21 protein-coding genes, 2 tRNA genes and 1 pseudogene are annotated in these 24,097 nt (G+C 72.5%); 14 read left to right on the top strand and 10 right to left on the bottom strand.

Going from position 1 to position 24,097, the window contains the following annotated elements:
- Positions 1 to 29: 29 nt before the first annotated feature.
- On the bottom strand, positions 30 to 1,691 hold the full coding sequence (locus JNO54_RS15025) for a GNAT family N-acetyltransferase (RefSeq protein ID WP_204144067.1): 1,662 nt from the start codon (positions 1,689 to 1,691) through the stop codon (positions 30 to 32).
- 36 nt (positions 1,692 to 1,727) lie between these two features.
- Positions 1,728 to 3,182 (bottom strand): MocR-like transcription factor YczR, encoded by a 1,455-nt coding sequence (gene yczR / locus JNO54_RS11775; RefSeq protein ID WP_204144066.1) that lies wholly within the window; start codon positions 3,180 to 3,182, stop codon positions 1,728 to 1,730.
- On the opposite strand from yczR, the pseudogene yczE reads away from it, so the two are divergent.
- Positions 3,113 to 3,871, top strand: a pseudogene (yczE, locus tag JNO54_RS15125) (membrane protein YczE); the annotation flags it as partial. The gene yczR and the pseudogene yczE overlap by 70 nt on opposite strands.
- A gap of 51 nt (positions 3,872 to 3,922) precedes the next feature.
- On the opposite strand, the gene JNO54_RS11765 reads toward yczE, so the two are convergent.
- The gene (locus JNO54_RS11765) at positions 3,923 to 6,097 is read right to left on the bottom strand and encodes a RecQ family ATP-dependent DNA helicase (RefSeq protein ID WP_204144065.1); all 2,175 of its coding nucleotides are present in this window, start codon (positions 6,095 to 6,097) and stop codon (positions 3,923 to 3,925) included.
- Between the two features lie 149 nt (positions 6,098 to 6,246).
- On the opposite strand from JNO54_RS11765, the gene JNO54_RS11760 reads away from it, so the two are divergent.
- From JNO54_RS11760 to JNO54_RS11730, 7 genes are read left to right on the top strand one after another with little or no spacing between them, the layout of a single operon-like run.
- A complete protein-coding gene (locus JNO54_RS11760; protein ID WP_204144064.1) occupies positions 6,247 to 7,263 on the top strand; it encodes a siderophore ABC transporter substrate-binding protein in 1,017 nt (338 codons plus the stop codon).
- Entirely contained in the window at positions 7,260 to 8,228 is a 969-nt protein-coding gene (locus JNO54_RS11755; protein WP_307818195.1) for an ABC transporter permease, read from the top strand. Before JNO54_RS11760 ends, JNO54_RS11755 begins: the two co-directional genes overlap by 4 nt.
- Positions 8,218 to 9,183, top strand: coding sequence for an iron chelate uptake ABC transporter family permease subunit (locus JNO54_RS11750; RefSeq protein ID WP_307818193.1), 966 nt, complete (start codon positions 8,218 to 8,220; stop codon positions 9,181 to 9,183). Before JNO54_RS11755 ends, JNO54_RS11750 begins: the two co-directional genes overlap by 11 nt.
- Complete coding sequence (locus tag JNO54_RS11745; protein WP_204144063.1) at positions 9,180 to 9,938, top strand: iron ABC transporter ATP-binding protein; 759 nt, start codon at positions 9,180 to 9,182, stop codon at positions 9,936 to 9,938. The genes JNO54_RS11750 and JNO54_RS11745 overlap by 4 nt, the downstream gene beginning before the upstream one ends.
- Before the next feature lie 22 nt (positions 9,939 to 9,960).
- A complete protein-coding gene (locus tag JNO54_RS11740) occupies positions 9,961 to 10,404 on the top strand; it encodes an acyl-CoA thioesterase (RefSeq protein WP_204144062.1) in 444 nt (147 codons plus the stop codon).
- Entirely contained in the window at positions 10,401 to 11,057 is a 657-nt protein-coding gene (locus tag JNO54_RS11735) for a DUF8185 domain-containing protein (protein WP_204144061.1), read from the top strand. Before JNO54_RS11740 ends, JNO54_RS11735 begins: the two co-directional genes overlap by 4 nt.
- A 42-nt stretch (positions 11,058 to 11,099) precedes the next feature.
- Complete coding sequence (locus JNO54_RS11730; RefSeq protein ID WP_307818192.1) at positions 11,100 to 11,903, top strand: inositol monophosphatase family protein; 804 nt, start codon at positions 11,100 to 11,102, stop codon at positions 11,901 to 11,903.
- On the opposite strand, the gene JNO54_RS11725 is transcribed toward JNO54_RS11730, so the two are convergent.
- The 5 genes from JNO54_RS11725 to pepN are packed head-to-tail and all read right to left on the bottom strand — an operon-like array spanning position 11,900 to position 18,280.
- Positions 11,900 to 12,712: a glycerophosphodiester phosphodiesterase family protein gene (locus tag JNO54_RS11725; RefSeq protein WP_204144060.1), complete on the bottom strand. Its 813-nt coding sequence runs from the start codon at positions 12,710 to 12,712 to the stop codon at positions 11,900 to 11,902. The genes JNO54_RS11730 and JNO54_RS11725 overlap by 4 nt on opposite strands.
- Positions 12,712 to 14,421, bottom strand: a complete 1,710-nt coding sequence (locus tag JNO54_RS11720) for a glycoside hydrolase family 13 protein (RefSeq protein ID WP_204144059.1) — start codon at positions 14,419 to 14,421, stop codon at positions 12,712 to 12,714. Before JNO54_RS11720 ends, JNO54_RS11725 begins: the two co-directional genes overlap by 1 nt.
- Positions 14,422 to 14,472: 51 nt before the next feature.
- A complete protein-coding gene (locus JNO54_RS11715; RefSeq protein ID WP_204144058.1) occupies positions 14,473 to 14,877 on the bottom strand; it encodes a globin in 405 nt (134 codons plus the stop codon).
- Between the two features lie 23 nt (positions 14,878 to 14,900).
- Positions 14,901 to 15,737: a mechanosensitive ion channel family protein gene (locus JNO54_RS11710; protein ID WP_204144057.1), complete on the bottom strand. Its 837-nt coding sequence runs from the start codon at positions 15,735 to 15,737 to the stop codon at positions 14,901 to 14,903.
- Positions 15,734 to 18,280, bottom strand: coding sequence for an aminopeptidase N (pepN, locus tag JNO54_RS11705; protein WP_204144056.1), 2,547 nt, complete (start codon positions 18,278 to 18,280; stop codon positions 15,734 to 15,736). Before pepN ends, JNO54_RS11710 begins: the two co-directional genes overlap by 4 nt.
- 80 nt (positions 18,281 to 18,360) lie before the next feature.
- Here pepN and JNO54_RS11700 point away from each other — a divergent pair, with 80 nt between their 5' ends.
- The 4 genes from JNO54_RS11700 (at position 18,361) to trmB (ending at position 21,511) form a co-directional block, all read left to right on the top strand.
- A complete protein-coding gene (locus tag JNO54_RS11700) occupies positions 18,361 to 18,969 on the top strand; it encodes a mycothiol-dependent nitroreductase Rv2466c family protein (RefSeq protein WP_204144055.1) in 609 nt (202 codons plus the stop codon).
- 22 nt (positions 18,970 to 18,991) lie between these two features.
- Positions 18,992 to 19,456 (top strand): ribose-5-phosphate isomerase, encoded by a 465-nt coding sequence (locus tag JNO54_RS11695; protein WP_204144054.1) that lies wholly within the window; start codon positions 18,992 to 18,994, stop codon positions 19,454 to 19,456.
- Positions 19,457 to 19,630: 174 nt separating this feature from the next.
- Complete coding sequence (locus JNO54_RS11690; RefSeq protein WP_204144053.1) at positions 19,631 to 20,722, top strand: PP2C family protein-serine/threonine phosphatase; 1,092 nt, start codon at positions 19,631 to 19,633, stop codon at positions 20,720 to 20,722.
- 33 nt (positions 20,723 to 20,755) lie between these two features.
- Complete coding sequence (trmB, locus tag JNO54_RS11685) at positions 20,756 to 21,511, top strand: tRNA (guanosine(46)-N7)-methyltransferase TrmB (protein ID WP_204144052.1); 756 nt, start codon at positions 20,756 to 20,758, stop codon at positions 21,509 to 21,511.
- Between the two features lie 220 nt (positions 21,512 to 21,731).
- On the opposite strand, the gene JNO54_RS11680 is transcribed toward trmB, so the two are convergent.
- Positions 21,732 to 21,805 (bottom strand) — tRNA-Gly (locus JNO54_RS11680).
- Between the two features lie 112 nt (positions 21,806 to 21,917).
- Between JNO54_RS11680 and JNO54_RS11675 the strand changes: the two genes are divergently transcribed.
- Positions 21,918 to 21,991 (top strand) — tRNA-Pro (locus JNO54_RS11675).
- Here JNO54_RS11675 and JNO54_RS11670 read toward each other — a convergent pair.
- A complete protein-coding gene (locus JNO54_RS11670) occupies positions 21,983 to 22,468 on the bottom strand; it encodes a hypothetical protein (protein ID WP_204144051.1) in 486 nt (161 codons plus the stop codon). The two genes, JNO54_RS11675 and JNO54_RS11670, sit on opposite strands and share 9 nt — an antisense overlap.
- A gap of 185 nt (positions 22,469 to 22,653) precedes the next feature.
- Here JNO54_RS11670 and tig point away from each other — a divergent pair, with 185 nt between their 5' ends.
- Positions 22,654 to 24,060: a trigger factor gene (tig, locus tag JNO54_RS11665; protein ID WP_204144050.1), complete on the top strand. Its 1,407-nt coding sequence runs from the start codon at positions 22,654 to 22,656 to the stop codon at positions 24,058 to 24,060.
- Positions 24,061 to 24,097: the final 37 nt, after the last annotated feature.

Here is a 24,097-nt window from a genome sequence, read left to right as displayed (position 1 = left end):
CTCCCCCGTGGCGGGTGCCTCGGCCAGGGTCAGCGGCGGAGGTGGCTGGCCAGCGGCGAAGGGGTGCCCGCCCGGGCCTCGTCGAGCCAGGCCCGGTGGGCGGCGGCGACGGCGGGCCACTCGTCGTCCGTGATCGAGAACCACGTCGTGTCTCGGTTGCGCCCCTTGCAGACGAGGGCGTTGCGGAAGGTGCCCTCCTCGACGAAGCCGAGCCGTCGCGCGGCCGCGCGGGACGGGGCGTTGAGCGCGTCGCACTTCCACTCGTAGCGCCGGTAGCCCTGCTCGAAGGCGTGGGCCGCCATGAGGTGCATCGCCTCGGTCGCGGCGGTGGTCCGCTGCAGCGCAGGGGAGTAGAGGATGTTGCCGACCTCGGCCGAGCCGATGGCCGGGTCGATCCGCAGGTAGCTCGCCATGCCGACGACCTGCTCGTCGACGACGATCGCCAGAGGCCACGACGCCGGGGCGGCGAGGGCGGCCCTGATGATGTCGCGCATCTCGGTGGCGTCGGCCGGCGGCTCGGTCATGAGGTACGTGAAGAGCTCGCGCGGCAGGTCCGGCCCGTCGAGCGCCGCGAAGAAGTCGTCCGCGTCGTCGGTCGTCAGCGGGCGGAGACGGACCGTCTCGCCCTCGAGGACCGTCGGGGCGAGGGCGTCGCGCGGTGCCCAGCCCGGCAGCGGCCGGCCGACCGGCTGCGCCCCTCCGGCAGGTGTGCTGGCCCGGGACGGGCCGCTCGGGTCAACATCGCCCTTCACGCGCGTCATCCCCTCCTGCGCGACGGACGCGACGAGAGTGCCGTCCTCGGTGAAGATGCGCCCCACGCACAGGCCCCGACCGGACTGCGCCGACGGCGAGGACTGGTCGTAGAGCATCCAGGTCGACGGGTCGACGTCGCGGTGGAACCACATGGCGTGGTCGAGGCTGGCCACGCGCAGCCGCCGGTCCGACCAGGCGAGGCCGTGCCGGCGCAGGACCGACTCGAGGAGGGAGAAGTCGGAGAGGAAGGCGAGGATCGAGGCCCGCAGGAAGGGGTCGTCCACCGGCTCGCTGATCGTACGCACCCACACCTGCTGGTGCGCGGCGTGCGGCTCGCGCGGCGTGAGGGCGACGTCACCCGCGGGGTAGCGGTGGTCGAAGGGGCGTTCGGCGAGCCGCTTCGCGTGCGGGTTCTCGAGGCGGTCGTAGAGCTCCGCCTGCGACGGCAGGGCGCGCGGGTCCGGGGACTGCGGCATCGGGTCCTGGTGGTCGAGCCCGCCCGCAGGGTCCTGGAAGGAGCCGGTGAGCGAGAGGATCGGCCGGCCGTGCTGGATCGCGTGGACCCGGCGGGTGGAGAAGGAGCGGCCGTCACGCATGCGCTCCACGGCGAAACGGATCGGGAGCTTGTCGTCGCCGGGACGCATGAAGTAGGCGTGCAGGGAGTGCGGGCGGCGCTCGGGAGCCGCGTCCCGGATCGTCAGGCTCGCGGCCATGAGGGCCTGGGCGAGGACCTGGCCCCCGAAGGTGCGGTTGTGCAGCTGCTCGATGCTCTGGCCCTCGAAGACGTCGGCGCTGTCGGTCCCGATGGTCGTGCTCTCGTCGCCGTCGACGCCGGTGACCGCGATGCGCGCGGTGCCGATCGGTGTGAGGTCGAGGACCTCGAGGAGCTGCTCGATCTGCTGGGCATGACGCACGGCCAGGGTGGGCTCGTCGGTCACGGTTCTCCTTCGGGGCGGGGTGGGGCGCACCCGAGCCTAGGCGATGAGCGGGGTGCGGGCCGCGCGCCGCGGAGCGGCCGCCGGGTCGAGCTCGGCCCAGGCCGCGGCGAGCCTGCGGACGGACTCGACGAGGGTGGGCTCCGGCAGGGTGAAGGGCAGGCGGACGTGACGCTCGAGCCCGGGCTCCGGGGCGAAGCGCGGCCCCGGCGCGACGAGGACGCCGTGCTGCTCGGCCGCCACGGCCAGCGCGGTCGATGCGGCCTCCGGGAGGGTGACCCAGAGGCACAGCCCGCCCTCGGGGCGCCGGAACCGCCATCGGGGAAGGTGCTCGGCGAGCGCCCCCGCGAGCGCGTCACGGCGGGAGCGCGCAAGAGCCGTGCGTTCGCGGGTGATCTCCTCGTCGTCGCTCATGAGCTCGAGGAGGGCGAGCTGCTCGAGCACCGGGGAGCCGAGGTCGAGGGTGGTGCGGGCGGCGGCGAGCGGGGCGAGGAGCGGGGCCGGTACGCGCAGCCAGCCGACGCGCAGCCCGGACCAGTGGCTCTTGCTCGCGCCGCCGATCGTGACGGTCCGGCGGTGGTGGGCGGCGAAGGGGTCGGGCAGCCCGCCCTCGGGGGCGTCGATGGTCGTCTCGGCGAGGGTCTCGTCGACGATCGCGAGGATGCCGTGCCGGGTGAAGGTGCGGCCCAGGCGGGCGCGGTCGGCGCTGGTCATGAGGTGGCCGGTGGGGTTCTGGTGGTCCGGCAGGAGGAGCGCCGCCCGGGCGCCGGTCGCCGCAGCGGCCGACCCCCAGGCGTCGAGGTCCCAGCCGTCGTCGTCGAGCGGCATGGCGACGAGCCGGGAGCCGTCGGCACGCAGCGACTCCATGCCGTTGGGGTAGGTCGGCGAGTCGACGAGCACGCGGGACCCGCGCTGGAGGTGGGCCCGCGCGGTGATGGCGTGCGCGCCGATCGCACCGCTCGTGATCATCACCTCGTCGGCGTTCGTCGGCAGGCCCCGCTCGGTGTAGCGGGCGGCGATGGCCTCGCGGAGCGCGGGCACGCCGAGGGGGTAGTAGCCGGACCCCTGGAGGTAGGTCGGCCAGCGGGTGAGGGCGCGCTCGTAGGCGGGGTGCATCTGCGGGGGTGGCGGGAGCGCGGCGCAGGTGAGGTCGATGGGGTCGGCGCCCTCGGGGGCGATGCCGCTCGCCGGGAGCAGGGCGCCCCGGCCGTCGCGAGCGGCGGCGTCGGGCAGGTCCGTGACGGTCCCGGAGCCGCGGCGCGCGCGCGCGTACCCTCGCTCGGCGAGGAGGGCGTAGGCGCGGGTGACGGTGGCCCGGCTCAGCCCGAGCGTCTCGGCGAGGGCGCGCTCGCTCGGCAGCCGGGTTCCGGCGGGCAGGCGTCCGTCGTCGACGAGGAGGCGCAGCGCGTCGGCGAGCGAGCGGTATGCAGGAGCGCGATGGACGGCCGTCCCGAGGAGGGTCGCGAGCCGCGACGGCGATATGGTCCGGGACATGTGAGCCACTTTGTCACGATTGGCTCTTCTGTGCACAGTCCGCTCGGCCGCATCATCGAGTCATGCACGCACGACTCCTCGGCGCCGCCCGGCGCAACGTCCCGCTCGAATCGATGACCCCGATCGAGCAGATCCGCGCCGGCCGGACGGGTCGCCGGACGGCCCAGCTGCTCGTCGGGCTGTGGCTCTACGGCCTCGCCATGGGCATGCTCGTGCGCAGCGAGCTGGGCCTCGACCCGTGGGACGTCTTCCACGACGGGGTGCAGAAGCTGACCGGCCTCTCCTTCGGCACCGTCGTCATCGTGACGGGCGTCGTCGTGCTGCTCCTGTGGATCCCGCTGCGGCAGTGGCCCGGCCTGGGCACCGTGGCCAACACGATCATCATCGGCGTCGCCACCGACGCGACGCTGGCGATGCTCGACACCCCGGACGGCATCGCGTGGCGCTGGGTCCTCCTCCTCGGCGGCATCCTCGCCAACGGCCTGGCCGGCGCGCTGTACATCGGCAGCCAGTACGGTCCCGGCCCCCGGGACGGGCTGATGACCGGCATCTCCCGACGCACGGGTCTGTCGATCCGGCTCGTGCGGACCAGCCTCGAGCTCACCGTCCTCGTCCTCGGCTGGCTGCTCGGCGGTGTCGTGGGCCTCGGGACCGTGCTCTACGCGCTCCTCATCGGACCCACGATCCAGCTCTTCCTGCCGATGGTCACCGTCGACCTCTCGCACCGGCGGCGCGAGGGCTCAGCCGGCGATGCCGAGAGTGAGCGGCAGGACGGCGGGCGCGCCGGCGAGCCGGAGCAGACGGCCGGCGACGGTGAGGCTCCAGCGGGAGTGGACGACGTCGTCGACGAGCAGCACCGGCCCCTGGGCTGCCGCCAGGGCTGACCCGAGATCGGCTCCGACGGCGAAGCGGTCCCACACCCCGGCGAGCCGGAAGGCGGAGTTGCCCCCTGGCTCGCCGACGGGACCGCCCTCGACGAGGTCGAGGGCGCCGAGCAGCGGCAGCCGCCCGATCTGCGCGATCTGCGCCGCGACCGAGCCGACGAGCTGCGGGTGCGAGCGGGACGGGATCGCCACGACCCCGACCGGCCGCTCCGCCCACGGCCAGGCCGCGAGCACCTCGACGAGGGCCCGGGTCATCCCGTCGGGCACAGGAGCGTCCTCGGCCGCCAGCACGTCCCGGACCCGCGGCCCCCAGCCGAGATCGGTCGTGCGGGCCAGCGCACGCCCCTCGGCGACCTGCTCCTCGACGGGGATCCGTCCCTTGACCTCGACGCCGAGGCGGGGCATGCCGGTGGGCCAGGAGACCCGCGGGTCGAGCGGGACGCCGGGGCGGTGCAGCGCCTGCTGCGCCGTGCTCCGGGCGTCGGCGGCCACGCCCGCGGGGACCCACCCGGGGTCACAGACGTCGCACCGGCCGCACGGCTCGGCGCTCGGGTCGTCGAGGCACTCCTGGAGGAAGGCCATGCGGCAGGTGGTGAGGGTGAGGTAGCGCCGCATCGACTCCTGCTCGTCACGGCGGGCCTGGTCGACGCGGGCATAGCGCTCGGCGTCGTACTCCCACGGCACGCCCGTGCTCACCCAGCCGCCGGAGACCCGGCTCACCGCGCCGTCGACGTCGAGGACCTTGAGCAGCAGCTCGAGACGCGTCCGGCGGATGTCGACCACCGTCTCGAGCGCGGCGGTCGAGAGCGCCTTGCCCGCCTCGGCGAGGGTGCGCAGGACGACCTCGGCCTGGTCCTCGCGCGGCATCGACGCCGAGGCGAAGTACGACCAGATCGAGCTGTCGTCGTGCCCGGGCAGGAGGATGACGTCGGCCCGGTCGGTCGCGCGGCCGGCCCGACCCACCTGCTGGTAGTACGCCACGGGGGAGGAGGGCGCCCCGAGGTGGATGACGAAGCCGAGGTCCGGCTTGTCGAAGCCCATGCCGAGCGCGCTCGTCGCGACGAGCGCCTTGACCTCGTCACGACGCAGCGCCTCCTCGAGCCGGGCGCGGTCCTCGGCGTCGGTGCGCCCCGTGTACGAGGCGACCTGGTGGCCGGAGTCGCTGAGCGCCCGGGCGACATCCTCGGCCGCCGAGACGGTCAGCGTGTAGATGATGCCGCTGCCGGGCAGCTCGGCGAGGTGCGTCGTGAGCCAGGCCAGGTGCTGGTCCGGGCCGGCGACCGGCAGCACGCCGAGCCGCAGCGAGCGCCGGGCGAGGGGGCCACGCACGGTGAGCACCTCGTGCCCGTCCGCGCCGAGCTGCTCGGCGACGTCGGCGACGACCCGGGCGTTGGCCGTCGCGGTCGTCGCGAGGACCGGCGTGCCCTCGGGCAGCCGGGTCAGCAGGTCGGCGATGCGCCGGTAGTCCGGCCGGAAGTCATGGCCCCAGTCGGAGATGCAGTGCGCCTCGTCGACGACGACGAGGCCGCACCGCCGCACGAGGTCGGGCAGCTGCTCCTCGCGGAAGCGTGGGTTGTTGAGCCGCTCCGGGCTCACGAGGAGCACGTCGATCGTGTCCTCGGCGAGTGCCTGGCGGATGTCGTCCCACTCCTGAGCGTTCGCCGAGCTCATCGACACCGCCCGCACCCCGGCCCGCTCCGCGGCCGCGACCTGGTCGCGCATGAGCGCGATGAGGGGCGAGACGATGAGTGCCGGACCCGACCCCTTCGCCCGCATGAGCGAGGCCGCGACGAAGTAGACGGCCGACTTGCCCCAGCCCGTCCGCTGGACGACGAGCGCCCGGCGCCGGTGCTGCACGAGGGCAGCGATCGCCTCGAGCTGACCGTCGCGGAAGTCGACGCCCTCGCGGCCGACGAGCCGCTCCAGCGCCGACCGGGCGGCCGCGGCGACCTCGGGGGAGACGTCCGGGCCGGGCGCCGCGGCGCCGGAGCCCGAGCCGTCGGTGCCGGACGAGGAGGAAGAGTCAGCCATGGGCCCACCGTAGGCGAGCCTGCCGACGACGCCGGCTCCCTGACTCCGCCCCTGTGGACAACCCCGGTTTGGATCGGTGAGGGCAGGATAACTAAGGTATGCCTACCCTTGCACTGCACACGTCCCCCCACCGAGGAGAACCCGAACCCATGCGCCAGACCCGACTCACCCCCTTCGCCGCTGCTGCGGCCGCCACCCTGGCCCTCAGCGCGTGCGGAGGCGCCGCCGCCGGCGACAGCGCCGCCGACGGCGAGACCGTCTCGTGGACCTGGCAGCGCAACACCGCCGGCGAGGACGAGGAGCCGGCGCTCGAGGAGACCACCGTCGAGGTCCCGAAGAACCCGGAGAAGATCGTCTCCTTCGACATGGCCAGCCTCGACACCATCGCCGCGCTCGGCGGCGAGGTCGACGGCGCCCCGCTCGAGAACGTGCCCGAGTACCTCCAGGACGGCCTCGCCGAGGACGCGTTCGACGCCGGCACGCTCTTCGAGGCCGACCTCACCGCGATCGAGGCTCAGGAGCCCGACCTCATCATCATCGGCGGACGCTCCGCGGCCCTCTACGACGACCTCTCCGAGATCGCGCCGACGATCGACCTCGGGCTCGCCGATGGGTTCACCGAGACCCTCGAGCGCAACACGACCTTCCTCGGCGAGGTCCTCGGCGCCGAGGACAAGGCGACGGCCGAGCTGGCGAAGGTCAACGCCGGCATCGCCGAGGCGAAGGCCGTCGCCGAGAAGGCCGGCACCGGCCTGGGCATCCTCGTCACCGGGGGCAAGGTCAACGCCATGGCCCCGTCCTCCGAGGGAGAGGGCGCCCGCGCGGCCCGCGGCGGCCTGATCTACGACGCCTTCGGCGTCCAGCCCGCCGTCGAGGACGTCAAGGCCGCCACCCACGGCGAGCCGGTCTCCTTCGAGTTCCTCCTCGAGCACAACCCGGACTACCTCTGGGTCGTCGACCGTGACGCCGCCACCGGTGGTGTCGCCGAGGACGGCACGAAGTCTCAGCCCGCCGCCCAGGTCCTCGACAACGAGGTCGTCGCCAAGACCACCGCGGCCCAGAAGGACCAGATCGTCTACCTCGACCCGCAGGCGTGGTACGTCGTCTTCGGCGGCCTCGAGACCACGCAGAAGATGATCGACGACGTCCTGCAGATCCAGAAGTGACGCAGCGGCTTGCGGCGGGGGCGGTCTTCGGCTCGCTCCTGCCGCTCGCGCTGCTCAGCCTCGTCATCGGCGCGTCCGAGGTGTCGCTGGGCGCTGCCCTGCGAGACCTCTCCGGCGACGACGCCTTCCTGCTCCTGACCACCCGGATCCCGCGCACGCTCGCCGTCCTGCTCACCGGGGCGTCGCTCGGCATCGCCGGGCTCATCATGCAGATGCTCGTCCGCAACAAGTTCGTCGAGCCGAGCACGACGGGGGTCACCGAGTTCGCCTCGCTCGGCGTGCTCCTCACGATCATCTTCCTGCCGGGCATCTCGGTCATGGGCCGGGCCGGTGTCGCCGCCGCCTTCGCGCTGCTCGGGACGTGGGTCTTCCTGCGGGTCGTGCGGTTCGTGCCGGTGCGCCAGCTCGTCCTCGTGCCGCTCGTCGGCATCATGCTCGGGGGCGTCGTCGGCGCGGTGACGACCTTCTTCGCCTACCGGCTCGACCTGCTGCAGTCGCTCTCGCAGTGGAGCCAGGGCAGCTTTGCCGGGGTGATGAGGGGCCGCTACGAGCTCGTCTGGCTCGCCGGCGCGATGACGATCGTCGCGTGGTTCGCCGCCGACCGCTTCAGCGTCATCGGCATGGGTGAGGACTTCGCGACGAGCCTCGGTCTGGACTACCGCAAGGTCGTGGCGCTCGGCATGGTCGTCGTCGCCGTCATCACCGCGGCCGTCCTCGTGACCGCCGGCATGCTGCCCTTCCTCGGGCTCGTCGTGCCCAACATCGTCAGCCTGATCATCGGTGACAACGTGCGCCGGGCCATCCCCTGGGTCGCCGGGCTCGGAGCGAGCTTCCTGCTCGCCTGCGACCTCGTCGCCCGGACCGTGCGGCAGCCCTACGAGATCCCGCTGTCGGTCGTCGTCGGGATCATCGGCGCCGGGCTCTTCCTGTGGCTCCTGCTGCGAAGGGGGAGCCGTGCTCACTGATGCCTGGCGTCGCCCCGCTGTCCGGCTAGGCGTGCTCGCGGCGGCCGTCGTCGTCCTCGCTGCCCTCTACCTGCTCACCGACGTGCCCGGGTCGTACCCGTACGCGCTGAAGATCCGCTCGCGCACGCTCATGGCCATGGCGGTCGTGTCCGTCGCGGTCGGTGTCTCGACCGTCGTCTTCCACACGATCACGCAGAACCGCATCCTCACGCCGTCGATCATGGGCTTCGACGCGCTGTACATGCTCATCTCGACGGTCATCGTCTTCGCGGCGGGGTCCGCGGCCTTCCTGCGTGCCGACGAGGTGACGCTGTGGGCGGTGCAGGTGCTCGTCATGGTCGCCTTCAGCGTCCTGCTCTTCACCTGGATGTTCGGCGGCAGGCGCCGCTCGATCCACCTCATGCTGCTCGTCGGCATCGTCCTCGGGACCTTCTTCCGCGCCTTCACCGAGTGGATGCAGCGGATGCTCGACCCGCTCGACTTCCAGGTCCTGACCGACACGATGTACGCGTCGCTCACCCGCCCCGACCGGACGCTGCTGTGGCTCACGGCGGGCCTCGTCGTGCTCGCCGTGCTGGCCGTCCTGCCGCTGACCCGGATCCTCGACGTCCTGAGCCTCGGCGAGCCGATCGCCGTCGGTCTCGGGGTCGAGCACCGCCGGGTCGTCATGATCCTCTTCGGCACGGTCTCGGTCATGGTCGCGGCCTCGACCGCGCTCGTCGGGCCGATCCTCTTCTTCGGTCTCATCGTCGCGAACCTCGCCTACAGCTACGCAGGTACCTTCCGGCACGCCTGGACCCTGCCGACCGCGGTCCTGCTCGGCATGCTCTCGCTGCTCGGTGCCCAGCTCGTCCTCGACCGCCTCCTCGGCTTCGGGGGTGCGCTCGCGCAGATCATCGAGTTCGCCGGCGGTCTCTTCTTCCTCTACCTCGTCCTGCGCAAGGGAGCCCGATGATCACCCTCGACGCCGTCACCAAGCGCTACGGCAGCACCACCGTCCTCGACGCCTGCACGACGACCTTCGGCGACGAAGGGGTGACCGCCCTCATCGGTCCCAACGGTGCCGGCAAGTCCACCCTGCTCGGCATCATCGGCCGGCTCATCACGCCGGAGGAGGGCAGCGTGCACATCGACGGCATGGACGTGCGGACCGAGCCCTCGATGACCCTCGCGCGCACCCTCGCGGTGCTGCGCCAGGACAACCACATCACCGCGCGGCTCACCGTGCGCGACCTCATCGAGTTCGGCCGGTTCCCCCACTCGAAGGGCCGCCTCACCGCCGAGTGCCGCGAGCACGTCGACCGGGCGATCGAGTACCTCGGGCTCGAGCCCTACCTCGACCGCTACCTCGACGAGCTCTCCGGCGGGCAGCGGCAGCGCGCCTACATCGCCATGGTGCTCGCCCAGGACACCCGTTACGTCCTGCTCGACGAGCCGCTGAACAACCTCGACCTGCGGCACATGGCCGAGATCATGCGGCTCGTGCGGCGGATGGCCGAGGACCTCGGCAAGCGGGTCGTCGTCGTGCTCCACGACATCAACTTCGCAGCCCGCTACGCCGACCGGATCGTCGCGATGCGCGACGGGCGGATCGTCGCCGACGCCCCCGCCTCCGAGGTCATGACGACCGAGGTGCTGCGCGACGTCTACGACGCCGAGGTCGAGGTCGTCGAGGTCGACGGGCTGCCGGTCGCCCTCTACTACACCTGAGCGGCCTGCGAGGATCGACCCCATGTCGATCACCTCGACCCTCGTCCCGCTCCGCTGGAGCGACATGGACGCCTACGGGCACGTCAACAACGTCCAGTACCTCCGGCTGCTCGAGGAGGCGCGGATCACCGCCTTCGCGCAGTGGTTCGGCTCGGGCTCGGAGACCATGCTCGAGGGTGGCGTGATCGTCGCCCGCCAGGAGATCGAGTACCTGCGCCCCCTCGTCTACCGGTCTGTGCCGGTCCAGATCGACCTGTGGGTCAGCAAGGTCGGCGGCTCCAGCCTCGACATCGGCTACGAGGTGCGCGACCCCGCCGACGTGGGCGAGCGGCTCTACGCCCGGGCCGAGTCCACGCTCGCCGCCTTCGACCTCGCCACCGAGCGGCCCCGCCGGATCCCTGACGTCGAGCGCGCCGCCCTGCGCGAGCGGCTGGCCGAGCCCGTGGCCCTGAGGAGGCGGCGATGAGCACCCTCCACCTCGCCGACGAGGGCACGGCCGCCGACCTGCGCACCTACGTCGCCCGCGCGAAGCGCCACGACGAGGACGGAGCGGCCCGCCTCCAGGCCGTCCCGGTTGGTGACGCGGGCGTGCTCGCCGTGTGGGCGTGCGTCCTGCCGGGCGCCGGACTCACCCGCTCCGGCCTGGTCCTCGGGCTGCGCACCCTCGCCCTCGCCGGACCCGCCGAGCCGCTCGACACGGTCGTCGCGCTCGCCTCGCTCACCGACCGCTTCGCCCGCGGCGAGGGGACCGAGCTGTCGGTGCCCCCGACCGAGGTCGCCGCGTCGTGGGCCGCCGTCAGCCCACCCCGGTCCGGCTGGCAGCTGCACGGGGTGGTCCCGGCGCTGCGGCTGCACGAGGCGGCGACGGCGGGCATCGCCGAGGTCGCCACCGGGACGCCGGACGGAGCCGGGTCGGCGGCGGTGGCCCAGCTGCGCTCGCGTGTCTGGGGGCGTCCGATCGAGGGCCCCGACGGTCCGTCCGTGCCGTCGGGGGCCGCCTTCGGCATGCACGTCCTCGGCTTCCTCGGCACCTCGCCGGGGGATGAGCCGGTGGCGGTGCACGCGAGCGGGCCGTGGGTCCGGCTCTCGTCGCGCGCCGGCTACGTGCTCGCCCGCTGAGGGGCGAAGGGGTGGCCGCTCACCCCTTCGTAGGGTGGGGGTGTGGACACCCGCGCTGCCCTCACCGACCCCACGACGATCCCCGACGACATCGCCGACGCAGCCCTCGCGGCGGAGCTGACCCGGCGGGCGGGCGCGCTCGCCGCCGGGATGCGCGAGGAGGGGCTCACCGCCGAGCACAAGACCTCGATCTCCGATGTCGTCACCGCCGCCGACCATGCCGCCGAGGAGCTCGTCGTGGCGGCGCTGCGCCGCCTGCGCCCGGACGACGGGATCGTCGGCGAGGAGGGCGCCGAGGCGCCTTCGGGGACCGGTCGCACCTGGGTCATCGACCCGGTGGACGGGACGTACAACTTCCTCTCGGGGATGGCGTACTGGTGCAGCGCGCTCGCCCTGCGTGACGACGACGGGGTGGTGCTCGGGGCGGTCCACCAGCCCGTCACGGGGGAGGCCTGGCTCGGTGGTCGTGGGCTGCCGACGACGCTGCGCGGTGCGCCGCTCGAGCCGCTCACGGACCTGTCGCTCGCCAAGGTCTGCCTCGCGACCTACCTCCACCCGACGAGGCTCGCGGACCCGGACCTGCGCGACCCGTGGCTGCGCATGCTCGAGGGGGCCGCGACGGTGCGCCTGCTCGGCTCCGGCTCGTGCGACCTCGCGGCGGTGGCGGCGGGGCGGGTCGGCGTGTGGGCCCAGGCGCTCGTCCCCGAGTGGGACTGGCTGCCCGGCGCCGCGCTCGTCGAGGCCGTCGGCGGGCGCACGGTGCAGCTCGACGTCCGAGGCACGACGTGGAGCGTCGCCGGCCGCCCGGGCGCCGTCGAGGACGTGCTCGCCGCGCTCACCCGTTAGCGGAGGGGGGTGCCGCGCTCCTCGAGGACGTCGCGGAGGGTGTCGATCCGGTCGGTGACGATGCCGTCGACGCCGAGGTCGAGGAGGCGGTGCATCTCCTCGGCGTCGTCGATGGTCCAGACGTGGACCTGCTTGCCCGTCGCGTGGGCGGTGCGGAGCAGCGCCGGGGTGACGAGCGTGATGTTGCGCCCGCGGACGTCTCGGTCGACGGGGATCTGCAGGGCCTGCGCGGGGGAGTGGATGAGCCGGGAGATCAGCCCGGGCAGCAGCCGCATCCCTGCGACGCCGGCCGGCCCGGCCGATGTGGCCAGCCGTGGCCCGAGCAGACGCCGCGCGGCGCGCAGCCGCTCGTCGGAGAACGAGCCGATGCACACCCGGTCGATCGCGTCGTGCCGCCGGATCACCTCGACGAGAGGGGCGATCGCACCCGGTGCCTTGATGTCGATGTTGAAGCGGGCGTCGGGGAAGGTCTCGAAGAGCTCGTCCATGAGCGGCACCGCGTCACCGGCGTGGGTGCGGGCCTGCTCGACGTCCGACCACGGCAGCCCGGCGAGCGCACCGTTGCCGTCGGTCACCCGGTCGAGGACGTCGTCGTGGAAGGCGACGAGCCGCCCGTCCGAGGTCGCGTGGACGTCGGTCTCGAGGTAGCGGTAGCCCATGTCGACGGCCCGCCGGAAGGCGGCGACGGTGTTCTCCCGGCCCACGTTGGGCTCGAAGCCCGCCCCGCCCCGGTGCGCGAGGCCGATCGGCGTCGGGGCGTCGAAGTACGCGAAGGCGGAGACCGGCCGACCGGGCCTCGCGTAGAGCATCAGATCGTCCCGTGGGGGAGCGCGGCCCAGACCGCGGTGTTGCCGGGAACCTCGCCGGACGCGCCGGTCGCGAGGTCGTAGGACGCGACGAGCACCTCGGCACCCTCGGGCAGCTCGACCGGCGCCTCGCCCGTGTTGAGCACGACGAGCGTGCGCTCGGCCGGGTCGTCGATGACGAAGGCGACGACGTCGCCCGGGTAGCCGTCGACGTGGGCGAGCGAGCCGCGACCGAGGCAGCGCTGCTTGCGCAGCCGCAGCAGCGAGCGGTAGAGCTCGAGCGTCGACCCGGGCACCCCGTCCTGCTGGTCCACGGCGAGCTCGGCGTACACCTCGGGCTGCGGCAGCCAGCTCTCCCCGGTGGGGCTGAAGCCGTAGGCCGGGTCCCCCTTCGCCCACGGCATGGGCACGCGGCAGCCGTCGCGGCCGACCTCTTCGCCCTTGGTGCGGACGAAGGTGGGGTCCTGCCGGTACTCGTGCGGCAGCGTCGTGTGCTCGGGCAGGCCGAGCTCCTCGCCCTGGTAGACGTAGGCACCGCCGGGCAGCGCCAGCATGAGGGTCGTCGCGGCGCGGGCCCGGCGCAGGCCGAGCTCGGCGTCGGGCTGAGGGTCGTCCGCGGCGATGCCGTTGGGGCGCGCCCCGTGCTGGTCGATGCCGAATCGGCTCGCGTGCCGGAGCACGTCGTGGTTGCTCAGCACCCACGTGGCCGGAGCCCCGACGGCGTCGTTGGCCTCGAGCGAGGCCTCGATGACGTCGCGCAGGGTCTCGGCGTCCCAGTGGGTGTCGAGGTAGTCGAAGTTGAAGGCCTGGTGCATCTCGTCGGGGCGCACGTAGCGGGCGAGCCGGTCGAGCGGCTGGACCCACGCCTCGGCGCAGAGGATGCGCTGGGGGTCGGAGTACTCGTCGACGACCCGCCGCCACGAGCGGTAGATCTCGTGCACCTCGTCCTGGTCCCAGTAGGGGCTCTCAGCGGTGTGGTTGCCCTGGATCATGTGCTCGCGACGGGAGTAGTCGGGCAGCCCGTCGGCCTTGATCAGCCCGTGCGCGACGTCGACCCGGAAGCCGGCGACACCACGGTCGAGCCAGAAGCGCAGGATCGACTCGAACTCCTCGCGGACCTCCGGGTTCTGCCAGCTGAGGTCCGGCTGGGTGACGTCGAAGAGGTGCAGGTACCACTGGCCCGGTGAGCCGTCGGCCTCGGTGACGCGGGACCAGGCCTGGCCGCCGAAGACCGAGCGCCAGTCGTTCGGCGGCTCGCTGCCGTCGCCGGCGCCCTCGCGGAACATGTAGCGCTCCCGCTCGGGCGAGCCCGGTCCGGCCGCTAGCGCGGCCTGGAACCACGCGTGCTCCGAGGACGTGTGGTTGGGGACGAGGTCGACGATGACCTTGATGCCGAGCTCGTCGGCACGGGTCATGAGCGCGTCGAGGTCGTCGAGGGTGCCGAAGAGCGGGTCGATGTCGCGGTAGTCGGCGACGTCGTAGCCACCGTCGTTCTGCGGCGAGACGTAGAAGGGGGAGAACCACACGGCGTCGACGCCGAGCGCGGCGAGGTGGGGCAGGCGCTCGGTGATGCCGGGCAGGTCACCGACACCGTCGCCGTCGCTGTCGGCCCAGCTGCGCGGGTAGACCTGGTAGATCACGGCGTCGCGCCACCAGGGCGCGTCCGCGGGCGAGCCGTCGTGCAGGGGGGTCGTGCGCAGGGAAAACGTCATGATCGTGATCGTCGCAGCGTGGGCAGGGTCACGCAAAATGCGACCCGCGGGTCAGATCCGGTTGCCCTCGTCGTCGGTGTTGACGAGCATGTGCGCGGCCCGGAAGAAGTAGTCGCGCATCGCCTCGGCGTGCGCCTCGGGCAGGTCCACCTGGTCCATCGCGGCGAGCATGTGGCGCAGCCACCGGTCGCGCATGTCGAGGGTGACGGCGAAGGGGACGTGGCGCATCCGCAGCCGGGGGTGGCCGCGCTGCTCGTTGTACGTCGACGGTCCGCCGAAGTACTGCTCGAGGAACATGCGCAGCCGGACCTCGGCGGGGCCGAGGTCCTCCTCCGGGTAGAGGGCGCGCAGCTCGGGGTCGGTCCGCACCCCGTCGTAGAAGGCGGAGACGAGGGCGACGAAGGTGTCGTGCCCACCGACCTGGGAGTAGAAGGTCTCACCGGGCTGCGCGAACATGCCGCCAGTCTCTCAGGCGGACGTCAGGCGGTGGTGACGGGTGGGAAAGGGGGACCGTCCACCCCTTCGCGGTCGAAGGCGTCCTTGACCCGGCGCCGGATCTCGCGCTGCACCCCCCAGTGCTCGTCGGGCGCGCAGCGCGCGAGCACGCGCATCGTCACGGTGCCGCCGCTGATCGACTCGACGCCGAGCAGCCGCGGCGGGTCGAGCAGCGCGCCCGACCACTCCTCGTCGTCCGCCATGCCGGCGGTCGCGTCGCGGATGATCCCGCCGACCCGGTCGACGTCCTCGCGGTAGGAGAAGGGGATGTCGACGGTGGCCGTCGACCAGCCCTGCGAGCGGTTGGCGATCCGGATGATCTCGCCGTTGCGGACGTACCAGACGACACCCTGGGCGTCGCGCAGCCGGGTGACGCGCAGGCTGACCTCCTCGACCGTGCCGACCGCCTCGCCGGTGTCGATGACGTCGCCGACGCCGTACTGGTCCTCGAGGATCATGAAGACGCCGGAGAGGAAGTCCTTGACGAGGCTCTGCGCGCCGAAGCCGAGCGCCACGCCGCCGACGCCCGCCGAGGCGAGCAGCGGTGCGAGCGGGATGCCGATGATCGCCATGATCGTCAGCACGGCGATGCCCGACACGGTGAAGGTGACGATGCTGCGCAGCAGCGACCCCAGGGTCAGGGTGCGCTGGCGGTGGCGCTCACCGGCCAGCCGGCCGGAGGCGGCCCGCTCGACGAAGCCGCGGATCGCGCGCACGAGCAGCCCGCGCACGACGACAGCGGCGACGAGCGTGATGAGGATGCGCAGCGGCGCGCCGCTGAACCACTCCCACGCCTCCTGGCCGGTGACCTCGAGGCTCACCGTCCGTCACGCTCCTGGGCGGCCACCGCCCGCGCGACCGCGTCGCGCTGCTCGGTGACCGTGCGGCGCAGGCCCGCCGGGGCGTCCGGGTGCTCGGCGAGCCACACGTCGGTGGCGGCGAGCAGCTCGGGACCGGCGAGCGCCATCGGGTAGAAGAGGATCGCGATGCTCTCCGCGACCGCGTGGGTCCGCTCGGCCCAGATCCGCTCGAGGGCGTCGTGGTAGCGAGCGACGAAGGGGGTGAGCAGCCCGGTGTCGGAGACCCGGCCGAAGCCGAGGGCGTGGGCGTCGACGACGGAGTTCGAGGTCGTGGGGTCCTCGACGCCGGCCGCCCAGGCGGCCTCCTTGGCCTCGGCCGTGGGGGCGACGGCGCGGGCCCGGGCGGCCCGCTCGCGGCCGGTCGCGGTGTTGTCTCGGGCGGTCTCGGCGTCGACATCCTCGGGTCCCCGCTCGCCGGCGGCGACGAGGGCGGTGAGCAGGGTCCAGCGCATGTCGGTGTCGACGGCCAGACCCTCGGCGACCTCGGTGCCGTCGAGCAGGCCGGCGATCCACGCCGTGTCGTCGCCGGGCGCGGTGAGGTCCGCGACGGCGGTGACGAGCTGGAGCTGTGCGTCGCTCGCGGGGGCGGCGGCGCGGGCGAGCTCCTCGATGCGCGCCCGGACCTCGGCCCGCAGGTCGTCGCGGCCGGCCGGCGCCGAGTAGCTGAGCACGGCGGTGCGGATCTGCAGGAGCAGGGTCTTGAGCAGCGTCGAGTCGCTCTGGCCCTCGAGCGCCGCGAGCGCGATCGGGACGTACTCGCTCGCCGCCATCTCGGCGTCACGGGTCATGTCCCAGGCGCTCGCGAGGCACAGCGACTCCGGCAGCGAGTCGGCGAAGGCCCGCGGGCTGCTGCGGAAGGTCGCGAGCGAGCGGGCGTCGAGGCGGATCTTCGCGTAGGCGAGGTCGTCGTCGTTGACGAGGAGCAGGTCGGGCACCTCGGTGCCGACGAGCTGCGGGACCTCGGTGACCGGACCGTCGACGTCGAGCTCGATCCGCTCGGTGCGGGTGAGGACCCCGTCGACGAGGGCGTAGGTGCCGACCGCGAGGCGGTGCGGGCGCAGCGCCGGGTGCTCCTCGATCGCGGTCTGCTCGATGCGGGCGGAGGTGATGAGGCCCCGCTCGTCGGTCTCGACGACGGGACGCAGCGTGTTGACGCCCGCCGTCTCGAGCCACAGCGCCGACCAGGCGCGCAGGTCGCGGCCGGAGGTGGCCTCGAGCTCGTCGAGCAGGTCGTCGAGCGTCGTGCTGCCCCACCGGTGCTTCGCGAAGTACGCGCGCAGGCCGTCGCGGAAGGCGTCGCGGCCGACGTAGGCGACGAGCTGCTTGAGCACCGAGGCGCCCTTGGCGTAGGTGATGCCGTCGAAGTTCACCTCGACGTCGGCGAGGTCACGGATCGGCGCGACGATCGGGTGGGTCGTGCTCAGCTGGTCCTGGCGGTAGGCCCACGACTTCTCGTGCGTGGAGAAGGTCGTCCAGGCGCTCTCCCACTGCGTCGCCTCGGCCTGGCAGGTCGTGCTGGCCCACTCGGCGAACGACTCGTTGAGCCACAGGTCGTTCCACCAGCGCATCGTCACGAGGTCGCCGAACCACATGTGGGCGAGCTCGTGGAGCACGGTGAGGGCGCGCCGCTCGACGAGGGAGTCGGGGACCTTGGAGCGGAAGACGTACATCTCGTGCAGGGTCACGCACCCGGCGTTCTCCATCGCCCCGGCGTTGTACTCCGGCGTGAAGATCTGGTCGTACTTGCCGAAGGCGTACGGCTCGTCGAACTCCTCCTCGAAGAAGGCGAAGCCGCGCTTCGTGAGGTCGAAGAGGTTGTCGGCGTCGAGGTGCTGGCTCAGCGAGCGGCGGCAGTAGAGCCCGAGCGGGACCTCTCCGGCCCGGGTCGACACGCTGTCGCGGACGACGTCGTACGGACCGGCCACGAGGGCGGTGATGTAGCTGCTCATCCGCTCCGTCGGCGCGAAGACCCAGCGGGCCACCCCTTCGCCGACGACCGTGGGCTCCGGCGTCGGCGAGTTGGAGATGAGCTCCCAGTGCGCGGGCGCCGTGACGTCGAAGACGAAGGAGGCCTTGAGGTCGGGCTGCTCGAAGACCGGGTACATGCGGCGGCTGTCCGGCACCTCGAACTGCGTGTAGAGGTAGACCTCGTCATCGACCGGGTCGACGAAGCGGTGCAGGCCCTCGCCCGTGTGCATGTACCGGCCCGTGGCGACGATCGTCAGGACGTTGTCGGCCGCCAGGCCGGTGACCCGAACCCGCGAGTCGACGTAGGCCTGCGCCGGGTCGATCTCGACGTCGTTGAGGGTGATCGACTCGACAGAGTCGCCGATGAAGTCGACGAAGGTCTCCGCCCCCGGCGTCGTGCAGGAGAAGGTGATCGTCGACGTCGTCGCGAAGGTCTCCTCGGAGGTGGTGAGGTCGAGCGTGACGTCGTAGCGGTCCACCCTGACGAGGTCGGCGCGGGTCGCGGCCTCCTCGCGGGTCAGGTTCGTGCCGGGCACAGGTCCTCCGTGACAGGGGGGTCGAGGGTGCGGGGGGTCTGAGCATCGTTCCACAGCGATCGGGTGCCAGACTGGCGAGCATGACTGCCGAGCCCGTCCACTTCTACTTCGACCCCGCCTGCCCCTGGGCCTGGATGGCCTCCCGCTGGATCATGGAGGTGGAGCAGGTCCGCGACATCGACGTGACCTGGCGCCAGATGAGCCTCTGGGCGCTCAACGAGGACAAGGACATCCCCGAGGAGTACCGCGAGTTCCAGGAGCGCATCCACCCGATGTCGCGGGTGCTCGCGAGGGCCATCGCCGAGCACGGTGACGACGTCGCCAAGCCGCTCTACGACGCGCTGGGGGAGCGTATCCACCACCAGGAGCGCAAGGACCTCGACGCCGTGACCGCGGAGGCACTCGCCGAGGTCGGCCTGCCCGCCGAGCTCATGGCGGCCGGCGACGACGCCTCGCTCGACGAGGTCCTCCGCGAGAAGAAGCAGCGGGTGACCGAGCTCGTCGGCGACGAGGTCGGCACCCCGACGATCACCGTCGCCGGATCGAGCTTCTTCGGCCCCGTCGTCAGCCCCGCCCCCCAGGGTGAGGCCGCTGGTCGGCTGTGGGACGGTTGCGTCCTGGTCGCGGGCACAGACGGCTTCTTCGAGCTGAAGCGCACGCGCGACCGCGACCCGATCTTCCACGTCTGACGAGAAGGGACCCCAGACAGCCATGCAGGTGCACATCGGCGGCGACCACGCGGCCTTCGAGCTTCACCAGGAGCTGCTCGCCTTCCTCGAGGCCGAGGGCCACGAGGTCGTCAACCACGGCCCCTTCGAGTACGACGCGGTCGACGACTACCCGGTCTTCGTCCTGCGGGCAGCCGTGGGGGTGGCCGCCTCGCCGGGCAGCCGTGGGATCGTCCTCGGCGGCTCGGGCAACGGCGAGCAGATGGCGGCCAACAAGGTCGAGGGCATCCGTGCGGCTCTGTGCTACAACGCCGAGCTGGCCCAGCTGGCCCGCGAGCACAACGACGCGCAGATCATCTCCATCGGTGGCCGGATGCAGTCCGTCGAGGAGGCCAAGGAGATGGTCCGGGTCTTCCTCGCGACCGACTTCACCGGCGAGGAGCGGCACCAGCGTCGCATCGACATGGTGAGCCGGTACGAGCAGGAGTCGGTGCTCCCGGAGCTCTGAGCCGAGGCCGGCGGCAGGTCCCAGCCGTCGTCCGTGTGACGCAACCCTGGACAAGGGGAGGCGCTTTGACCATGAATTGGTCAAGAATCGTGATATTGCGCTGACCAGGGCTTATGGTCAGAGTACGCCGCAGCCTCCTGGCCTGCGGCTTTGTCGACGATCTGGGGCCTCGTGATGTCAGCAACCTCGTACCCGGGACGGTCCGCCCTCCCGGTCGTACGTGACGGGATGGTGCGGGTCGCGGTCCGGTCCACCTCCTTCGTGCGCTCTGCCCTGATCATCGGGCTGGCGGTGCTCCTCGTCGTCCTGCACCCGCAGGTCCCCGAGTTCCTCCCGGTCGCCTCGTTCGTGCCGCTCATCGTCCTCGGCGGCATGGTCCTGCCGCTGCGCGCCATGCTCATCACCTTCTCGGTGATCACCCTCCTCATCGTCGGCGTCATGCTCTGGGGCCCCGACCAGCCGTACGTCATGGGACCGGTCGCCTGCGGGGTGACGATGGGGGCCATGCTCGCCGGCGGGCTCTCCCGCTCGCGGCACGGCGTCGGTGCCTTCACCGGTGACCGGATGATCTCCGAGCTGCGGGACACGCTCTTCGCCGCGGGCAACATCCCCGCGCTCCCGCACGGCTGGTTCGCCGAGCGTGCGTTCGCCACCGCCCACGGGCAGCCCTTCTCCGGCGACTTCGACATCGCCGTCGTCGAGGACGGCACCCGCCTCGAGGTGATCCTCGTCGACGTCGCCGGTCACGGGCAGAAGGTCGCGACCCGGTCGCTGGCGCTCTCCGGGGCCCTGAGCGGTCTCGTCGGGCAGGTGGACGCGGACGGGCTCCTCGGCGCGGCCAACACCTACCTCGCACGGGCGAGCTGGGAGGAGGGCTTCGCGACCGCGGTGCACATCGACCTCGACCTCACGACCGGCGACTACTCCATCGGTCACGCCGGGCACCCGCCGGCCGTGCAGTTCGACGCCTCCGCCGGCCGCTGGGTCACGGTGACGGCCGCGCTCGGTCCGGCGCTCGGCCTGCTCGACAGCGCCCGGTACCCGAGGGTCGCCGGCCGTCTCGACCACGGCGACGCCCTGCTCATCTACACCGACGGGGTCGTCGAGTCGCCCACCGCCGACGTCGCCGACGGCATCGACTGGATGCTCGGCCGCGCCGAGGCGTCGGTCGGGGCCGGGCTCAAGGGCCTCACCTCCGAGCTCGTCCGCCAGGGACGCTCGGGCGACAGCGACGACCGCGCCGCGATCCTCCTGCGCCGCGACTGACGCGCCCGCGGGCCCGCGTAGGATCGGCGCCCGATGACCTCCGCAGACGACCAGACGCCCGCCGACCCCGCCGAGCGCGACCCCCTTCGCCTGCCGCCGCAGGACCGGCCGCTCGCCGGCAACGGCCGGCACGCCTCCCGGATCCGCACCTTCACGCCCCGCTGGCGCTCCTCCCCGCTGACCGACGAGCGGATGGCCACCCTCATGCCGCGCTACGGCATCGACTCCCACCTGCTCGACGAGCCGGCCCGCGAGCAGGCCTTCGGGCGGCTGGCGCCGCTCGTCCTCGAGATCGGCTCCGGCCACGGCGCGGCCGCGAGGGCCTACGCCGCGGCCCACCCCGAGCACGACATCCTCGCGGTCGAGGTCCACGTCCCCGGCATCGCGCGGATGCTCGCGGCCGCCGACGAGGAGGGGCTGACGAACCTGCGGGTTCACCGGGGCGACGCGCTCGACCTGCTCCACGACGCGATCCCCGAGGGTTCGCTCGAGGCCGTCCACCTCTTCTTCCCCGACCCGTGGCCCAAGGCGCGGCACGCCAAGCGGCGGCTCGTCCAGCAGCCCACCCTCGACCTCGTCGCCTCCCGGCTGCGCCCCGGAGGGCACCTCCTCGTCGCGACGGACCACGCCGTGTACGCGGACCACGTCCGGGAGCAGGTGGCGGCTCACGGCGGGTTCGACGTCGTCGAGGGGGAGCGGCCGCTGTGGCGGCCGAGCGACGGTTTCGAGGACAAGGGGACCCGCGCCGGGCGCACGATCCACGAGTTCCGCCTCACCCCCACGGCCTGACTCCCCCCTTCGCACGAGCCAAGGCTCCTGCGGGGGGTGGGGCCGCTCGGCGCTCGCACGAGCCAAGGCTCCTGCGGGGGGTGGGCCGCTCGGCGCTCGCACGAGCCAAGGCTCCTGCGGGGGGTGGGGCCGCTCGGCGCTCGCACGAGCCAAGGCTCCTGCGAAGGGGGAGGCCTCCAAACGACGGCGAGATCCCTTGCCTGGCAAGGGATCTCGTCGGTGGAGCGGGCGACGGGAATCGAACCCGCGTAGCTAGTTTGGAAGACTAGGGCTCTACCATTGAGCTACGCCCGCGCGGCCCGTGACCGCCGTGGAGAGGTCGTGAGCAGCACGGGCTAGCCTAGTGCGCGACCGACCGGCGGGCCGAATCGGGTGGCCACGCCACCGTCCGACCCGCCGCCGGCGACGGGGTATGGCGCAGCTTGGTAGCGCGTCCGCTTTGGGAGCGGAAGGCCGCCGGTTCGAATCCGGCTACCCCGACCCGTCGAGCCGCCGGCTCAGGCCCGAGCGCGCACCTCGCGCGTCGAGGCCGCGCTCGACGCGGGAGACGTTGGCGCGGCTGGGCCACGAGACCCAGAGCATCACCGGGATGGCGAGCAGGCCGAGCAGGGCCACCTGGCCCGAGGCCGCGACGAAGCTCAGCGCCAGCCCGATGATCGCGGGGGCCTCGGAGAGCGCCGTCCGCAGCATGGTCGAGGTCTGCATCGCGGCCATCGCACGCTTGTCGACGTCCGGGGCCGCGGGGTCCAGGGCCGGCACCCGGAAGCCGATCGTCAGCGCTGCGGCAGCGCACCCGAGGATGGCCACGAGCTGGATGCCGAGCCACACCGGCTCCGACGGCTCGCCCAGCCCGTTGGAGAACGCTCCGACGAGGAGCATGAGCGTCGCGGCACCCGCCATCGTGGCGACGACGACGCGCAGGGCCTGGAGGGGGTTCGCGAGGGTGGCGGTCGTCATGACGTCACCCTAGGCACCCGGCCCGCCGGTTGGGTCCACGTCCGGGTGTCCGGGTACTGTGGCGCGAGAACTCGCGCGTCCACCCGGTCATCCGGGCGCCTGCGCCGGCGTCGGTCTCTCGCGAGGCCCGCGCACCATGCAAGAGATCCCCGCGATCAAACGCCAAGACCTTTGGAGTGCCAGCAGTGAAGAGTGCCGTCGAGAAGCTCAACCCGACCCGGGTCAAGATGACCGTCGAGGTCACCAGCGATGAGCTGCAGCCCCACGTCGACGCGGCGCTGAAGGCCATCGGCAGCCAGATCCAGGTCCCCGGCTTCCGCGCCGGCAAGATCCCCACCCGGATCATCGAGCAGCGGGTCGGCAAGGCCGCCGTCCTCCAGGAGGCCGTCAACGAGGCGCTCCCCGAGTTCTTCGGCCAGGCCGTCGAGCAGGAGGACCTCAAGCCCCTCGGTCAGCCCGAGGTCGAGGTCACCCAGCTGCCCCTCGGTGACGGCGAGGAGCTCGTCTTCACCGTCGAGGTCGACGTCCGCCCCGAGTTCACCCTCCCGTCCTACGACGCCCTCGAGGTCACGGTCGACCCGGTCACCGTCTCGGACGAGGACGTCGAGGCCCGCATGACCGAGCTGCGCGAGCGCTTCGGCACCCTGACCGGTGTCGACCGCGCCGTCGAGGACGGTGACTTCGTCTCCATCGACCTCAAGGCCGAGATCGACGGCGAGGAGGTCGACGCCGTCGAGGGCATCTCCTACGAGGTCGGCTCCGGCACCATGCTCCCCGGCATGGACGAGGCCCTCGTCGGTATGAGCAAGGGCGAGACCAAGGACTTCACCGCCCCGCTCGCCGGTGGCGACAAGGCCGGCCAGGACGCCGCGTGCACCGTGACCGTCCAGTCGGTCAAGGTCCGCGAGCTGCCCGAGGTCGACGACGACTTCGCCCAGATGGCCAGCGAGTTCGACACCGCCGAGGAGCTCCGCGCCGACGTCACCCAGCAGGCCGAGCAGGCCAAGAAGTTCGAGCAGGGCATCCAGGCCCGCGACAAGGTCCTCGAGGCTCTCCTCGACGCGGTCGAGATGGACCTGCCCGAGAGCATCATCGAGGCCGAGATCCACCAGCACCTCGAGGGCGAGGGCCGTCTCGAGGACGACGAGCACCGTGCCGAGGTCGACGAGTCGACCCGACGCGCGCTCAAGGCGCAGTTCGTGCTCGACGCCGTCGTCGAGGCCGAGGAGGTCGAGGTCGGCCAGCCCGAGCTCGTCGAGTACCTCATCATGCAGGCCCAGCAGTACGGCATGGACCCCAACCAGTTCGCCCAGCTCATCGACCAGCAGGGTCAGGTGTCCTCGATGGTCGGCGAGGTCGGCCGCCGCAAGGCGCTGGCCGCGGTCCTCGACAAGGCGAAGATCACCGACACCGACGGCAACGTCATCGACCTCGACGAGCTCGTCCCGACCGGGGACGACGCGGAGGGTGCGGACGAGAGCGCCGAGGAAGCTCCCACCGAGGAGTCTGCCGAGACCACCGAGGGCGCCGAGGAGTCTGCCGAGCCCACCGAGGGCGCCGAGACCACCGAGCAGGTCGACGACAAGGCCTGAGCCCGGCTCACCGCTGACGAAGGGGGACCCGACCGCA

It is taken from the genome of Janibacter endophyticus (assembly GCF_016888335.1).
In the GTDB taxonomy this organism is placed as follows: domain Bacteria; phylum Actinomycetota; class Actinomycetes; order Actinomycetales; family Dermatophilaceae; genus Marihabitans; species Marihabitans endophyticum.
The sequence above is the reverse complement of the archived record's forward strand: the minus strand, read 5'-3'. Positions and strand labels throughout refer to the sequence as shown.